Genomic DNA, 15,447 nt, shown 5'->3' with positions numbered 1-15,447 from the left:
CACTACTTCATGGCTCCTGCCCTTACTGTTGGCTTTCTGAGCCCCTATTCCGGCATTTATCCATACTACGCTCCGCACCTCTTTACAGGTTGGCTGCTGGGCATGGGGCTTGACCCTGCGCGACAGACCACTGTTCAATTTGTACAGGAGTACACGGAGATGGGCGGTATGAAAACTACGGAAGCCGCTGCCCGCAAGCTGCTCTTTTTCAACCGGGTGGATATCCTGTCTGGCCTTATCAGCTACAAAGCTGCGCCGGGCATTATACCACTTGTTGAAAAAGAGCGGCGGCCGGCTTTCTTTTTTGACCTGGGGGAATATGTACCGCATTTCCCGTACCTGAGCCCTGATGTGTTTTATGCTTCCCACCAGTTATGGCAATCACAGTACGCATTGGGCCGCTGGGCACAAGCCACGTTCGGCAACGGCGGCCATATGATCATGCCTGTGTACGAAGCAGGCTATCACTTTTCGAGCACCTTCCGCCAGGGCACCATTTCCGCAGGCGGAACAGCACTGAAGCTGACAGTACTGCCTTTTGACGAAAACGATCCGTACAAGATGGAGCTGGGCGCTTTTTTTGCGTCGCTCGCAAAAGATCCCCCACCCTATGTGTATGCCGTATTCTGCGGCAGCATGGGCCGGCTCTTTTTCCAGCAATGGATGGCCAGCGGCTTTCATAAAAAAATACCGCTGCTGGTACATGAAACGATGGCCTATGATGACATACTGGATGATGTCAGGCATACAGACCTCGAAGTATATACCTCCAGCTTATGGATGCGGGAAGACGAGAACAAGGTGAACCGGCAGTTTGTCCGGCAATTTGAACAGGTGGCGCAACAGCCCGCCAACATTTATGCATTGATGGGTTATGAAGCAGGCCTGATATGGAAGGAAGTGCTTCCCCATGCGCAAAAAAAAGACTGGGACACGGTGAAGCAGCAATTACGCAATGGCATCATCAACGGCCCCTGCGGTGAAAAGAACTTCTACCCTGTTTCCGGCTTTGCGTTATCCACCCCCAACATTATCAAGATCACAACACGGGGTCACAACATACACAAGATCATTCTTGACCGGGGAAAGGGCATGCGCTTCGATGCAAAAGAGCTGGAAGAAATACACAACGACAGTGTATCCGGCTGGCAGAACCCCTTTCTCTGTATTTAAAAACATACCATGCAGCAAATTTTTACCAAGTACACCAGATTACTCCTACTGTTTACATTCAGCTGCCTGCTGGGCACTACGGCCAGCGCGCAATACACTGAAACTATCCTGGAAACCGGGGGATATTACTCCGCGGTAGCCTGTGATAAAAACGACAATGTTTACGTGGTGCGCTACAACGGCGCCAGTTATGAAATAGCCAAATACATCAATGGCGCGGGTACGCCTACCGTCATCTATGACGGGTTGGCCTCGGGGCCCGGTGCCCTACCCTGGGGAATTACTGTCAATGATAACGGAGTGGTGTTTGTAACCAACCCGAACCCGGCCAACAATTGGGAGATCATCAGGCTGACACCCGGGCCGGGCGGCACCTATGCAGACGAGGTGATACAAAGCGGCGCCTGGTTTTCGGCGCTCGGACAGGGAAGCGCTAACACATTACTGGCATTGGAGTATCTTTTTTCACCAGACAGGTACCGCATAAGATCTCTCCAACCGGGACAAGAAGACCAGGCCGGCACCTGGCTCACGCTTCCTATAACCGTACATCCCGGAGCAACATCATCCTGGCCCTGGGGAGTAGTAATGGACGCCGCAGGAAACTATTATGTGCTTGACCTTCATGAAAATAACGGCGGACAAATTATCCGGATAAATGCCGCAGGAGGTTATAGCACGCATGATATACTGGCCTCCGGCGGGTACTATACCGCCCTGGCCGTTGACAGGAACGGCAATTTTTACACCACTGAACAAGTGGGTGCTACTTACCGTGTGGTAAAACGGGCAGACTTTACCCAACCCACGGGAGAGCTGCTGCTGGATAACCTGAGCATAGACGGGCTGGCAAGGCCCTGGGGCCTCGCCGTCAACAGGAAGGGAGAAGTATTTATCGGAGACGGCAGCTCAACCACCGGCGGCCGCTTCGTAAAACTCAGCCCTCCGGGTATTGCCGTAACCGGCTCGGCCAGAGCCGGCACCACCCCTACCAACACCCCCACCGTACAGTTCACCGTTACCTTCAGCGGGGCGGCCAGTGACGTCACAGCTTCCGCGTTTTCCCTATTCGCCTCCGGCGGTATTACAGGCGCCAGCGTGGCGGGCGTAACTGCTGTGAACAGTACCACATATACCGTTACCGTCAATACCGGCACAGGCAGCGGCCAGCTGCGCCTGGATGTAACCGGCGTTGGCATGAGTAATGTTGTGAGCAATGCTCCTTACGCCCTCGGTGAGGTGTACACCATAGACAAAACGGCGCCTGCCGGTACCTTATCTGTTAACGGCGGCGCGGCTGCCACCAATGACCCTGATGTAACGCTTGCCATTACTGCAGACGGTACCGCCCCCGCCTATACGATGAGATTTTCCAATGACAATACCACCTGGAGCGCCTTTGTACCCCTAGCTGCCAGCAGCGCATGGACGCTCACCGCCGGAGACGGGCTCAAGACGGTATACATGCAGCTGCGCGATGCCGCGGGTAATATAACCCTGCTGCAGGACCAGATCACGCTGGATGCCACGCCGCCCGGCACTACCATTGTTTCCGGGCCTCCTGCCCTTACGAGCAGCGCCACTGCTACTTTCACATTTAATTCTGACGATCCCGCCGCCACGTTTGAAGCGCAGCTGGATGGCAGCCCTTTTTCACCCGTAGCCAACCCGCGTACTTTTACGGGTCTAAGCGAAGGCCTGCATACCTTCTCCGTAAGGGCGCGGGACGCTGCCGGCAACGTAGACCCCACACCCGCTTCTCATAGCTGGACCATAGACCTTACAGCCCCCGCCGTAACCAGCGTGGGCGTACCTGCCAACGGCTACTACAATGCGGGAGGCGTACTTAGCTTTACCGTAAAGTACAACGAAAACCTCACGGTAAACACCTCCGGGGGCACGCCTTACCTGGAGCTGATACTTGGCAGCGCTACGGTACATGCCGCCTACCAAAGCGGCTCCGGCACCGGCACGCATGTATTTTCCTACACCGTTCAGGCGGGAGATATGGATATGGATGGTATTGCACTGGGAAACAATATTGTATTGAACGGCGGCACCATACGGGATGCGGCCGGGAACAATGTTCAGCCGGCGTTGCAGAATGTAATGCCTACCAGCAACGTATTCGTGAACACAGCATCTCCCTCCGTCACCCTGTCTACCACCGCCGCCTCTCTCGTGAACCAGCAGTTTACGGTCACGGTTACTTTCAGTGAAGCAGTCACCGGCTTTACGATAAACGACTTTATAACTACTAATGCCGGCCTGAGCGGTTTATATACAGCAGACAACACGACCTACACCGTAACCGCAGCACCACCTGCCGATGGTGCGGTCTCCATATCCTTACCTGCCAACATTGCGCAAAACAGCGGGAAAAACGGTAACCTGGCCTCCAATACGCTCAACCTTACGTATGACGGCACGCCCCCTGCCCTAAGCTCGGTAAGTGTACCCGCCGACGGCATTTACTCCGCCGGCGATGCGCTGAACTTCATTGTCAATTATACTGAGGATGTATTGGTGACTGGCACCTCTTCCCTGCCGGTAACCATTGGCGCTACCACTGTACAGGCCCTCTATACCGGTGGCACAGGTACTGATGCCCTGACCTTCTCCTACACGGTGCAGAATGGAGACCTGGATATGAACGGCATTACCATCGGCAGCAACCTGGCGCTGAACGGCGGCTCACTAAGAGATGCTGCAGGAAACACTGCGGCGCTCACGTTAAATAGCGTTGGCAATACAAACAATGTTCTCGTGAACGCTATTGTTCCTACAGTTATACTTTCCGGCACGCCGTCTCCCAACGCACCGTTTACACTCACCGCCACCTTCAGCGAAGCGGTAACCGGCCTTACCGTCACGGATTTTACCGTTACCAACGCTACCCTGAACAATCTGCAGACTGCAGATAACATCTCCTATACGGTATTGGTAACGCCGGTAGCAGATGGAACCGTCAACATCAGCATACCGGCTAATGCAGCCCAAAACGCCGGCCAGAACGGCAACCAGGCGTCTAACGTAATCTCCTATACGTACGATGGCGCCGCACCGGCGGTTACCGCGGTAGATGTACCAGCCAATGGCTATTACAGCACTGGCGAAACGCTTGACTTCACCATACATTTTAACGAGAACGTAACGGTGAACACGGCAGGCGGCTCACCGGCCATCGGTATTACCATTGGCACAGCTTCCGTGCCAGCAGGCTATACCGGCGGTTCCGGCACCAGCGCCCTCACTTTCCGCTACACCGTGCAGAACGGAGACCTTGACATGGACGGCATCAGCATAGGCGCCACACTGGCGCTGAATGGCGGCACCATACAAGACGCAGCGGGCAACAATGCAGCGCTGGCGCTGAATAACCCCGGCAGTACCAGCGGCGTGTTTGTAAACACCCGCCGCCCCGCCGTTACGCTCACCGCTTCCGCCACCGGCCGGGTAAATACGCCGGTAACCATCACCCTTAGCTTCAGCGAAGCAGTGACCAGCCTGCTGGCCACAGACATTGCCGTTACCAACGGCGCTGCTTCCAGCCTGCAAACCACAGACAACATTACTTACACCGCTACCATTACCCCGGCGGCAGACGGCGCCGTGAGCGCAACCCTGCCGGCAGATGTTGCGGAAAACATTGCAGGTAACGGCAATGATGCTTCCAATACCATTTCCTTCACCTACGATGCCACCGCCCCCGTGATCAATACCGGGCAAAGCTTCACCGTGAACCAGTACAGCCCTGCCGGCACTGAAATAGGCCAGGTAGCGGCCACTGCAGGTACAGATGCCCTGCAGAACTGGGCCATTGCCGCAGACGGCTCCGGCGGCGCCCTTGAAATTACCGGCACCGGCATGCTGCGCGTAAAAGATGTAAACCTGCTGGGCCCGCTGGGCGGCACTACCGTTACCGTCAGCATTATTGTAAGTGACGGCCTGAATACCAGCGCGCCTGTGCCGGTAACCGTACAGGTCAACCGCGTGAACCAGGCGCCCACCCTGGACCCGATTGGGAACATAAGCCACTGCCCTGATACGGAAACGCACACTGTTCAGCTAACCGGCGCATCTGCTGTAGAACCGGCGCAAACGTATACCATTGCGGCCACTGCCAGCCAGGATGTATTTGACCTGCTGACCGTTAACGCCTCCAGCCTGTTGAGCTACCGGCTGAAACCCGGCACCGCGGCGGGCAATATAACCGTTACCGTTACTATCAAAGATGACGGCGGCACCGTTAACGGCGGAACAGACACCCTGCGCCGCAGCTTCACCATCACGCTCACCAGCCCGCCGGCCATCAGCATCACCAGCGATAAAGGTACCAGCGTATCCAAGGGGGACGTGGTCAGGCTCACCGCTTCCGGCGGCACTACCTACCAATGGGCGGACGCACCCGGTATTATCAGCGGGCGGCAAAGCGCCGTACTGGAAGTAAGGCCGCAGGACAACATTACTTATGAGGTGACTGCCGCCAACGCCGCCGGCTGCACCGGCGCCGGCAGCATCAGCATAGCCGTGGTGAACGACTTTAAAGTAGACGCCACCAATATACTCACACCGAACGGAGACGGGCGGAACGACCGCTGGGTGGTCCGCAACCTGGACAGCTATCCGAACAATGAGGTGAAAATATTTGACCGCTCCGGCCGCCTGGTGTACCAGCGCAGGAATTACAGCAACGAGTGGGACGGCACCGTCAACGGCAGCCCGCTGGCGGAAGGCACCTACTATTATATCCTGACCATCAACGGCGGAGCAGCCATGGCCAAGGGATACATCACCATTGTACGGGACAGTAAATAATCCATTAAATGTTCAGCAAAATGAAAAGACTTATCACAACACCGTTATATATACGCACCTTCTGCATGCTGCTGTTTTCAGCAGCATGCGTTCACCAGGCGCAGGCGCAAAGCCTTGGAGAAGCGCCTGCATTGCTGCAGCCTTCCGGCACGCAATGGTACCAGAACCAGTACCTTGCCAACCCAGCCATGGCCGGCATAGACACCGGCATGCACGTAAACGCAGCCTACCGCCGCCAGTGGAGCGGCATGGAAGGGGCGCCTAAAACCGCCTTCTTCACGGCAGACGGCGCAATGACCAACAGGGTTGGCGCAGGCGTCAATGTGTTCAATGACCAGGCGGGCCTGATCAACCGCACCCGCATAGGACTTACTTATGCGTATCACCTGCCCCTGGGCGCCCGCGGCCAGCGTTTGCATTTCGGGATTTCATTCGTGTTCAATGTGCAGCGCCTGAATTATGAGCATGTAGACGGGGATGCAACAGACCCTTCTCTGGGAGCCTTTAACCGGCGGGACGATTATTTTGAAGCGGAATATGGCATGGCTTATACAGACGGGCCGTGGGCCCTCCAGGCCGCCATTCCCAACGTACGGGCCCTGTTTACCGGGAAAGACCTGGGCGTGAACGGCGGCGGCGTGTTCTTCACCGCAGCCTCCTACCGGTTTACATTACCCGGCGCCATCAGCCGCATTGAGCCCAAAGTAAGCTACCGTGGCGTAAAAGGATATGACAATATCCTGGATGCCGGCGTACAGATCGGCTTCCTCAACAACGTAGCCAATGTAATGGGTATGTACCATTCCTCAGGAAGCGTCACTGCCGGCCTGGGCTTCAACATCATGAAAGCCGTGCAGGTACAGGCATTGTACAACGCGCAGACAGGCGGTATCAAAAATTATGTAGACGGCGCTTTCGAAGTGGGCGCTACCGTTCACCTGTTCCGTTGACAATCAGAATATTTACTGAAAAAAAGGGCCGGTCCAAAGTAAGACTACTTTTCTGACCGGCTTTTTTTACAGTTTATGCTATTGTTCTTTTTTATGAAACGTTCTGGGCAATCAACTTTACATTGATCGTATATTCCACCTTATCAAACCCGGAAGAATAATCTTTAGTGCTTTTGAAGGTAACGCTCGTGCCCAGCTTCAGCTGCGAGAGGCTGATGCTGAACGTGCCCACCACATCATTACCACTGGTGCCGTCTTCGTCATACACTGTTACCGCTACGCTGGAGTTGAACCACACGGAGCGGCCGCATTGCCAGGTATCTCCTTCTTTCATAGAAAAATAATCGTACGTGGGGTAAGGATACGCCGTATCTCCGTCTGCCTGGAAAATAAAATATATCTCGTTCTCATCTCCTGCCCCGTCATTGGACGGATGCACGCATTTTAAACTTTCGATGATGAGGAAGTTGCTCTTCCTGGGTTGCACCACGGGTTTAATATAGGGGTCTGCGCCCTGGTCTCCCAATATGAAGGTATAACATTCCACCACCGCTATGCCGTCTTCCACGCCCACACCCAACGTCAGGGTGGCGCCCCGCAGGCCGGAGGTGTTAAAATAAAACGCGCCGCTCATCTCAAATTCAATGCCCAAGTCTAGCTCCACGCCCGTTGCGTTCCCTTCAAGCTCAGCCGGCGCCTGGTTCCACAACCCGAATTGCACACCTGCCAATGCCCCGGCTTGCAGGCCCACCTCCAGTGATACAGACAAAAATTCGCAAGACTGTGCGCCTGCGGAATTCCCCACGCCAACGGCAACGCCTAGGGTACCGGAGAAGCCGATCACCAGCTCCGCCTCCACGTACAGGCCTATAGAAAAGCTGCTATCCGGCAAGTCAAGCGACCTGATCCATTTGATCAGTTTGCTGAATACCGGTTTATCAGGCAACCCGGCTACATATGCACGCAACTCAGGCAAGTCCATGTTTTCTACTGCCGCCAGCTCCTTTTTACCTTCCGGAGAGCTGCTGTAGGCTGCCCAGGCTTTCTCCGCTTCCATAAATACCTTCTTTTCATTCTCTGTCAATACGGGGTTGGAAGGGCGTTCAGCAGGCGCCGGAGAAGGCATGGACCGGTAAGCGCTCACATAATTGGCCAGCTGTATTTTCAGTGTATCGTTCATGATGATCTTTTTTTGGTGTTAGTCAATGTAAGTATACGAGATGGTGTAATCCGCCCCATTGCGGTTGGAGAGGCGTTTGGAGCCGGAGCCGGTACCCGGCTGGAAATCGTTGCTTTGGAGGTAGGTGGCGAGGTTGGGGTCGTAATTCAGGTCGTGGTCCCAGAGTGTGACCAGCACCTCATATTCAAAGTTGAGCACGAGATTGTCCAGCTTCCAGGTGTCTCCTTTCTTCATATTCTCGCTTGAATTGATCTTGCCTGGCACGCGGATGGGCAAACCGCCGTCTGCCTGGCATACCAGGTATACTTCATCTCCCGATGTGATGCCTGACTCAGAGGTTGCGTTGCAATAAATGGATGTGACCTGAATAGAATGTTTACGCATGGTTAAAATTATTAGTTAACAAAATGATTAGCCTGACTCTGTTTTAAGCCGCTTGTACGGGCAATAATATATCAGCCCGCCCGGTATTGATGTATGCGGGCGGCACGGCAAGTCACTTGCAGGAATGCCTGTTGTGGATCGCCCGTTGGGGCAATGCCGGATGTAGCTCCCCTCTTTTGCGCAGAGGGCAATTAGTGTCGGATGTGTTTAAATGACGAAAACCGGGTGCTGCTGTTGAAGGAATGAAGAATAGGGCTCATTTGTCTCACAACAAAGCGTTGGGCGCTTCTATTGGCAGCGATATTAATCTAACGTCACGAATATACGAAAGTATTTTAATGCCGTGTTAAAAAAATGAGGCACAAGGCAATACGCCCGCCCTGTAACACATAATGATTATTTAACAATTTTCTGTGACAAAAAGCGATACTTTTACCATAGCTGCATTGCGCAGTGTGAAACCGCTGCTTCATGAAAACCAAATACCTGTTCCCCTTGTGCCTGCTTGCCACCGCCCTTTTCTCCTGCAAGAAAAAAGACGGGCCTGTGGTGATAGATACTGATCTTACCCTCAAGGTATCAGACGCGCAGGGAAAAGACCTGCTTAACCCGCAAACCGGCGTTTACGATGCTGCAACAATAGCACTGTTCTATATCGTCAACGGCCAGAAGGTACCGGTCTACTCTTCTTCCCGCGACCTTCCGAAGAATTTTCAACTGGTAGAGAACGCGGCCAAAAACGAGCACCTGCTGCGTATATTCCCCAACATGGAGAAAGAAGCCCGCCCGCAAACCCTCATCCAGTGGAACGATGCTGATACAGACACCATTACCTGCGAGTTTCAGCGGCCGGGCTCTTCCGTATTCCTGACCAAAATATGGCTGAACGGGGAATTGAAATGGGAAAAGGCTGCCACCGGTACGCCCGCTGACCTTGTACGCGGTGTACGCTTTTTTGAGATCATCAAATAAGATGTCTAATACCCGTGATAGAGATAAATAGCCCCATACGTCCAGTTGGGCCCTTTCATACCGGGATAGTTGTACCGGTCCATCATCAGTGAAACAAACCTGAACGGATAACCTTCCGGCATTTGCACCACGTTGGGCCATACCCTTGTATTGGCGGTGCTGTCCCAGGGCGGCAGGTCCATTTTCAGCGTGCCTGCTTCCTTGAGATCGGGATAAGTGTAGATGAAGATCTCCCTTTCCGAGCTGCCGGAGAAACAATAATACCGGCCGTTGATCTTCGTGATGGAAGTACCGGTAGAATTATGCTTCACCGGGCCGGCCACCTGGTTGTATCCCTTGTTCCAGTGGTCAGATTCCAGCACAACGGCCTTGTACCCGTCCTGGTTGACACAGGTGAGGATGCGCCATTTCTTTGCGGCCTGATCATACAGGATATGTGGATCTTCAATATCTCCCACTACACCGAAAGGCGCCGCGTTCATCACCGAAAAACCAAACCGGGGGTCTCTTTTGCTTTCCACGGCCAGCAGCTGTTTCTTTTCCTTGCCGGGGTTGGCATAGGCGCTGAAGCCGGTAGTGATGCCGCGCCAGGTGGCCGTCCTTCTGTCGTAAAAGATATGGGAGGCTACCTCATTGCGCAGCAGCCCGTCGTTCCTGTCAAACAGTATAATACCTTCGAGCTTAACATCAAACACCGTCGGGTTCATGCTGAACACGCCCTGGATGTGATGGGGCAGCGCCCGCCCGCGGATGGACATGGTGTACCACAACCGGCCCTGGTCAAGATACGGATCACCATTCTCACAGGTGATGGGCCGTATGTCTGCCAGGCCCATGCCGGTGGTGAGGGCCATGTCCGCGCGGTTGATAATGGCCTGACCGTTGGTGAGGCGGACGAAAAGATTGGACTGGAACGTATGGATGCGGTCTTTGGCGCGGAGGTCCATGTTCATATCGAAATCCACCTGCCCTATCACCTTCGGCAAACCGGTGCTATGATGATACAGCACAAGCCCGCTGCCGAGCATTTGCAGGATGATCTTGCCGCGGATGTTCACCGGCTCCTGTTGTTTTACCATGATGGATTTAGCTGCTGCCAGGCTTGTTTTGAACTGCACATCGTTCAATACATTATCCTTTACGTTCACCGTCATCAACACCTGCTCCCCGTTACCGGCAAACTCAAAACCGATCTCTCCTTCACCAGACAATGCGTCCAAATCTATGGTGTAAGTGGCAAAAGGGTTGAAGCCGCCGAACCAGATGGCCGTTTCCGACTTTTCCTTTGAGGTGAGCACCAGCCTGTTTTTATCAATAGTGATATCTGACCGGTTCTTAAGGCGATGCTGAGCGGGATGCATGGCGGAGATGCCGATGATGTTGGCAGGTTCCAGCCTGGCCAGTGGGATGGACTGGTTTTCCTCAAAGATCATGCGTTGTACGCCTTGCCTTACGAAGTTGATCTCATCCGGTTTTTTCTGGCCAGAGGCCGTGAGGTGGTAAATCGACAAGAGAAGGATTGCCAGTATTCGTTGTTTCATGTGGAATTGTAGTTTTTAGCATGAGCCATTCGCCTAAAACTAATATTTTTCGCGTGAAGATTATCTATTGGAATTCTGTGTTGCTCAATCCCCAAAATCAAGACCAAACTACGGCGTTCGATAGTTCTTCGTTACTCACAAGAGGAATTGAACCGTACTAGTTTCTCCCAGTCAATTGCCCCATTCTCCTTACAAAAATCAATGAGGAATTCACGATCTAATCGGTTAACAAGATTGTCATACGATGTTCTAAACAAAAGGTCCATTTCATCAGCATCTTTTCCTAGAGGCTCTATAAGATTAACGTACAGGTCCTTTTCTCCTGAGATCAGTTCCCAAAATCGAGCTCCGCACATTTTGTAATAGTTCCCTTTTTTGTATTCCGTCTCTGGTTTCGATTTGCCGTAGCAACACCCATTTACGCATATAGTGTCAACCCGTGAACCTGATGTTGCCAAACGCTTTCTGGCAGTATCAAACTGATCGATCAATTTTTTGACTTGACTGTCGTTCCCCCAAGCTGGTCCCGACTTAATAGCAACAAGATAACGTTTGCCATCTTTATCAAAGTCAAGGTCAATCCCGTCTATCCCAGCCTTTCTTCCCTCGTAGACCATATCATTGACATAAATAGCAAGCTGCTCCAGCCAATTACCAAATATGCCTTCTTCACTTGAAGAAATAAAGGCATTCAAGATACTTTCAATAATATCCCGGGATTGCGTAACGTTCTTTGCCTTGTACAAGTAGGGGTTTTTGCTTTTCAGCACCTGCTTCAACTTGATGCTTTCGACTTTAGTTAGCCGGCTTTTGTGGAATGCTGCTATATGCTTCTCCACATACGCTGTTACCTGGGCCAGATCAAATTTTGCCATAAAATTCTTTATCTTTCGGATATAGGAATGCTTTTTCTACTACCCCGTAAATATAAGCATTATAGAGCATACATAAATGACAAATAAAGAGTACAAAAGAGATAAGAGGTCGCCAGTACCCAAAAACGGGACTGTTTCCAAGGTAATGAGTGCCATTAAATCAAAAGAAACCAAACCCGAAGTACAACTACGTAAGGCACTTTTTAGTGTGGGCCTAAGGGGCTACAGAAAGAACCTAAAAGAACTCCCAGGCAAGCCAGACATTGCTTATACCAAATGGAAGATCGCGATTTTTATTAATGGCTGCTATTGGCATGGCTGCCAACAATGTGGCTGGAAGCCACCTAAACACAATACGGAGTATTGGGTCAATAAGATCAACAAGAACCGTCAGCGCGATCTGCAGAAAATAGATGCCCTCAAAAGCATCGGATATAAAGTTATCACGATTTGGGAGCATGAGCTAAAAGGAAGCATGGACCTTGTTGTCAAAAAAATACATCTCAACCTAATGTAACCGTTCAAAAGCTGGGTCCCTTATATCAAGCACATAGCTATCTTTTGCATTCCCACGTAGATCGCCTTTTCGTTGAATATACTCATGTACCGGCGCGCCATCAAGAATCGGCAAAAAATCCTGGAAGGAAATTCTGTACACGCCTATTAACGGCTGTACTTCGTAAGATTTACCGTATATGTTTGCGCGTACTGCGATCCAATCCACGTAATACAGAATGTCAATGTCCGGGTATTCCTTCTTATAACGTACCTTGTCTTTTACATTAAAAACAACAGCAAAGTTCGGATCAATGCCATACCGCTCACCCGCTTTGAAAAAAGGGGAATGTTGGGACTTGAGGTCAGTAAGCACATTAGTGGTGGAAATCAGATCAGGAGCATATTCATTACTTTCCTTTTCGGGATTCATTTTATAGCCAAGGGAAACATATCTTCTCACAAAAGCTTGCTCCTTACTTTCACCCTCTCTGCACCAGTGCAATTTATCTTGCAGATTATGGTACTCCAATTCGTTACCATCCTTATCATAAAGTATAGTACACATGGTTATCTGTATTATTAGGGAATGCTACCTAATAAAGATAACCAAATTCCAATTAAACTAAATGCAGTTTTCCATTTTCTTAGCTTTCAGCAAAAAATCTGCTTCCCATTCTTTATCAGACGTTTTCTTGTATCTTGAATAGGGAAACCCATCAATAACTTTTTTCTCTACCCCTTTATGATGGTCCATGATCTCTTTCCCGATGGCCTTACCCAGCCCAACAGGGACTGCATTCCCTATCTGCTTGTATTGGTCAATTATTGAGCCTTCAATGCTCCATTCATCTGGAAACTGTTGTATCCTTTTGTATTCTTCCACAGACAGCGGCCTGTCTGCGGTTGGATGTGCAAGTTCCGTAGCTGGCATTGCCGGGTGGGTTACGAGGGTGGGTGCCGGCCTGTCCCAGGCCAATCTTCGGTAAAATCCAGTTTTGCCACCACCCAAAAAATAAGAATTACCCATGGCCAAAGGCTGCAGGTCCTGAGGAAGATCTCTCCAATTTTGACCGGGTTTCAATAGCCTGATGTATTGAAGCCTCTTTTCCGGAAATTTGACAAAGTGCGCATTCTTATTATTCAAACCAGACACTGCTTCCCGGAAGGTGACCCAAGGTTTCAACCCTGGCATTGCGTTCTCTGCATGTGTGGGGGTCAGGTAGGGAACAGGGATTTTAGCAAGGGTCCCTATGATCACCACTCGCTCTCGTATCTGTGGAACACCAAAATTGGCGGAATTATACAGATTAAAGGTAATATTATAGCCTATTGACTCAAGCTTCTTTTTCACAAAATACAAGGAGGACCCATTAAGATGTTTCATATCCATGTGCTGTGTCAGCTTGTCCTTCACATCAATTGTCATTGGCACGGACATTAATCCCCGGACATTCTCTATGACAACATATTTGGGTTTTATTGCTCTTATAAGATCTATAAACTTTAAAAAAACGTTCCCCCTTTCGTCTTGAAAACCCATTCGTTTGCCGGCAGTACTGAAAGCCTGACACGGAGGCCCACCTACAATTACATCGACCTCCTCCGCAGCGCCTAAATTAGCATACTGCAATATTTCTTCGACATCGTAAGAGAGCAGGTCACCAATAAGCCCAATGTCTTTTTCATTCTTCACAATTGTCTTTCTTGTAGCATTATCGATCTCACATGCTAACAAAACGTTCATTCCTGCCGCTTCGAGGCCAAGGTCCAGCCCCATAGCTCCTGAAAAAAAAGACAGAACGTTCAATTTCGTTTTTGAGCGTTTCCGCGTAGACACCCTGTCAGGCACCTTTCCAGGCTGCACTTTTTTGATATCCTCAATGGTTAATCCATCAACTACCTCTTCGGGAACTATCCAAGAGCCCCCCACTCTTTCCGCTTCTATTTTCCCTTCCCGGACCAATTTTCTTATATATTGTTCTGAACAATTCAATTGTTGTGCGACCTGACTTACCGTGAGCATATTGCGTGTTTCGATAGCGAAACTAAATTTTTATACCCAATAAGCCAAAAACAGAAGGTGTGTATTTATCCACATTGTGTGAATGCCTAAAAATAGGCGATTGATGCAAGGTGACCACTGGTCATTTACTAATATCATTTCTACTTGCATTCGTCAGCATCTTTTTCAGATAATCTATGGTTAGCACCTCTGGCCTTCTATGTAACATTCTGTGACAGTTGCTACATACCAATGCCAAATCTTCCAATTTTGTCTCACGTTCCACTTTAATCAGGGCCAATGGAATTCGATGATGACATTCAATAAATCCTTCTCCAATAGGGCCATAAGTGTGCGAAAAATCAAATGCGCAAACTTCACAGGCCAACCGTCCAAACAAACGGACAGCTTGCTTCTTCTTTCGTTCAGTGATCTTTCTATTACGCTCAATACTTTTATGCCACTTGTACAAAACACTACCCTCTTTCACACTATCGCTTTGTATCTCTTCATCATCTTCAATGGTAGCCACCTCAGCCCGAAGTTCGGGTTTGGTGATGATCTTTATTATTTCCGTCGCGATCTCTTTCAGCGTTATCTGGTCATCAATAAATTCATTAAATATAGCCTTATCTAGTTTTGAGCCGTTAGGCATTCCGCCTACGTAATTGGGGTCATGCCATGCAATGTTGAGCAATTTATAAGCTACTCCGTCCGGGTTCCTATATTTGTCAGGCTCCGCTACATTAAAATTAAAAGGTATATTCCTCAAAAGATTGCTAAGTGCTATAATCTTCGGGTTTCTTTTGTCTATGGGCCCCCTGTCCGAGGAAAAATATAGAGCAAGCGCTAGAATAAGCTCATCTCTGCGCCAGTTGGGATTTTTCATGACTCATGCTGATCGAATGGTTATCAAAAACATTGTAAATATCATTATTTTATTTGACGTATTTCTAAGCACAGTTGAAACACTTTGATATCTAACCCGCTTTTCTTATTTTCAGGCATCAACCGGGGTGTCCACGACCCACACACATTAACACGCTTAAAAACC

At 50.5% G+C, this 15,447-nt stretch carries 12 protein-coding genes; 5 read left to right on the top strand and 7 right to left on the bottom strand.

Annotation, left to right across the window (positions count from 1 at the left end):
- The first annotated feature begins 9 nt into the window (after positions 1 to 9).
- From ABDW36_RS21935 to ABDW36_RS21925, 3 genes are read left to right on the top strand one after another with little or no spacing between them, the layout of a single operon-like run.
- A complete protein-coding gene (locus ABDW36_RS21935; protein WP_343704071.1) occupies positions 10 to 1,173 on the top strand; it encodes an ABC transporter substrate-binding protein in 1,164 nt (387 codons plus the stop codon).
- Between the two features lie 9 nt (positions 1,174 to 1,182).
- The gene (locus ABDW36_RS21930) at positions 1,183 to 5,991 is read left to right on the top strand and encodes an Ig-like domain-containing protein (protein ID WP_343704070.1); all 4,809 of its coding nucleotides are present in this window, start codon (positions 1,183 to 1,185) and stop codon (positions 5,989 to 5,991) included.
- A gap of 20 nt (positions 5,992 to 6,011) precedes the next feature.
- A complete protein-coding gene (locus tag ABDW36_RS21925) occupies positions 6,012 to 6,941 on the top strand; it encodes a PorP/SprF family type IX secretion system membrane protein (protein ID WP_343704069.1) in 930 nt (309 codons plus the stop codon).
- Between the two features lie 91 nt (positions 6,942 to 7,032).
- Here the strand turns inward: ABDW36_RS21925 and ABDW36_RS21920 are convergent, their stop codons facing one another.
- Together ABDW36_RS21920 and ABDW36_RS21915 are read right to left on the bottom strand one after the other, a co-directional pair.
- Positions 7,033 to 8,121, bottom strand: coding sequence for a hypothetical protein (locus ABDW36_RS21920; RefSeq protein ID WP_343704068.1), 1,089 nt, complete (start codon positions 8,119 to 8,121; stop codon positions 7,033 to 7,035).
- A gap of 18 nt (positions 8,122 to 8,139) precedes the next feature.
- Positions 8,140 to 8,505: a hypothetical protein gene (locus tag ABDW36_RS21915; RefSeq protein ID WP_343704067.1), complete on the bottom strand. Its 366-nt coding sequence runs from the start codon at positions 8,503 to 8,505 to the stop codon at positions 8,140 to 8,142.
- Between the two features lie 471 nt (positions 8,506 to 8,976).
- On the opposite strand from ABDW36_RS21915, the gene ABDW36_RS21910 reads away from it, so the two are divergent.
- A complete protein-coding gene (locus tag ABDW36_RS21910; RefSeq protein WP_343704066.1) occupies positions 8,977 to 9,477 on the top strand; it encodes a hypothetical protein in 501 nt (166 codons plus the stop codon).
- A 5-nt stretch (positions 9,478 to 9,482) separates the two neighbouring features.
- Here ABDW36_RS21910 and ABDW36_RS21905 read toward each other — a convergent pair whose 3' ends face one another.
- Together ABDW36_RS21905 and ABDW36_RS21900 are read right to left on the bottom strand one after the other, a co-directional pair.
- Positions 9,483 to 11,018 (bottom strand): hypothetical protein, encoded by a 1,536-nt coding sequence (locus ABDW36_RS21905; RefSeq protein WP_343704065.1) that lies wholly within the window; start codon positions 11,016 to 11,018, stop codon positions 9,483 to 9,485.
- Between the two features lie 131 nt (positions 11,019 to 11,149).
- Positions 11,150 to 11,893, bottom strand: a complete 744-nt coding sequence (locus ABDW36_RS21900) for a PmeII family type II restriction endonuclease (protein ID WP_343704064.1) — start codon at positions 11,891 to 11,893, stop codon at positions 11,150 to 11,152.
- A gap of 76 nt (positions 11,894 to 11,969) precedes the next feature.
- Here ABDW36_RS21900 and ABDW36_RS21895 point away from each other — a divergent pair, with 76 nt between their 5' ends.
- On the top strand, positions 11,970 to 12,410 hold the full coding sequence (locus tag ABDW36_RS21895) for a very short patch repair endonuclease (RefSeq protein WP_343704063.1): 441 nt from the start codon (positions 11,970 to 11,972) through the stop codon (positions 12,408 to 12,410).
- Here the strand turns inward: ABDW36_RS21895 and ABDW36_RS21890 are convergent.
- From ABDW36_RS21890 to ABDW36_RS21880, 3 genes are all read right to left on the bottom strand, one after another.
- Positions 12,402 to 12,956 carry a hypothetical protein gene (locus tag ABDW36_RS21890; protein WP_343704062.1) on the bottom strand — a complete coding sequence of 185 codons (555 nt, stop codon included), beginning with the start codon at positions 12,954 to 12,956 and terminating at the stop codon, positions 12,402 to 12,404. The two genes, ABDW36_RS21895 and ABDW36_RS21890, sit on opposite strands and share 9 nt — an antisense overlap.
- A gap of 57 nt (positions 12,957 to 13,013) precedes the next feature.
- Positions 13,014 to 14,414, bottom strand: a complete 1,401-nt coding sequence (locus ABDW36_RS21885; protein ID WP_343704061.1) for a DNA cytosine methyltransferase — start codon at positions 14,412 to 14,414, stop codon at positions 13,014 to 13,016.
- 121 nt (positions 14,415 to 14,535) lie between these two features.
- Entirely contained in the window at positions 14,536 to 15,282 is a 747-nt protein-coding gene (locus ABDW36_RS21880; RefSeq protein ID WP_343704060.1) for an HNH endonuclease, read from the bottom strand.
- Between the last annotated feature and the right edge of the window lie 165 nt (positions 15,283 to 15,447).

Source organism: Chitinophaga sp., from assembly GCF_039596455.1.
Taxonomy (GTDB): domain Bacteria; phylum Bacteroidota; class Bacteroidia; order Chitinophagales; family Chitinophagaceae; genus Chitinophaga.
The sequence above is the reverse complement of the archived record's forward strand: the minus strand, read 5'-3'. Positions and strand labels throughout refer to the sequence as shown.

Coding starts and splice junctions, on each gene's coding strand:
- ABDW36_RS21915 (WP_343704067.1), bottom strand. CDS start 8,505: ATGCGTAAACATTCTATTCAGGTCACATCCATTTATTGCAACGCAACC.
- ABDW36_RS21880 (WP_343704060.1), bottom strand. CDS start 15,282: ATGAAAAATCCCAACTGGCGCAGAGATGAGCTTATTCTAGCGCTTGCT.
- ABDW36_RS21905 (WP_343704065.1), bottom strand. CDS start 11,018: ATGAAACAACGAATACTGGCAATCCTTCTCTTGTCGATTTACCACCTC.
- ABDW36_RS21900 (WP_343704064.1), bottom strand. CDS start 11,893: ATGGCAAAATTTGATCTGGCCCAGGTAACAGCGTATGTGGAGAAGCAT.
- ABDW36_RS21910 (WP_343704066.1), top strand. CDS start 8,977: ATGAAAACCAAATACCTGTTCCCCTTGTGCCTGCTTGCCACCGCCCTT.
- ABDW36_RS21920 (WP_343704068.1), bottom strand. CDS start 8,121: ATGAACGATACACTGAAAATACAGCTGGCCAATTATGTGAGCGCTTAC.
- ABDW36_RS21895 (WP_343704063.1), top strand. CDS start 11,970: ATGACAAATAAAGAGTACAAAAGAGATAAGAGGTCGCCAGTACCCAAA.
- ABDW36_RS21935 (WP_343704071.1), top strand. CDS start 10: ATGGCTCCTGCCCTTACTGTTGGCTTTCTGAGCCCCTATTCCGGCATT.
- ABDW36_RS21930 (WP_343704070.1), top strand. CDS start 1,183: ATGCAGCAAATTTTTACCAAGTACACCAGATTACTCCTACTGTTTACA.
- ABDW36_RS21925 (WP_343704069.1), top strand. CDS start 6,012: ATGAAAAGACTTATCACAACACCGTTATATATACGCACCTTCTGCATG.
- ABDW36_RS21885 (WP_343704061.1), bottom strand. CDS start 14,414: ATGCTCACGGTAAGTCAGGTCGCACAACAATTGAATTGTTCAGAACAA.
- ABDW36_RS21890 (WP_343704062.1), bottom strand. CDS start 12,956: ATGTGTACTATACTTTATGATAAGGATGGTAACGAATTGGAGTACCAT.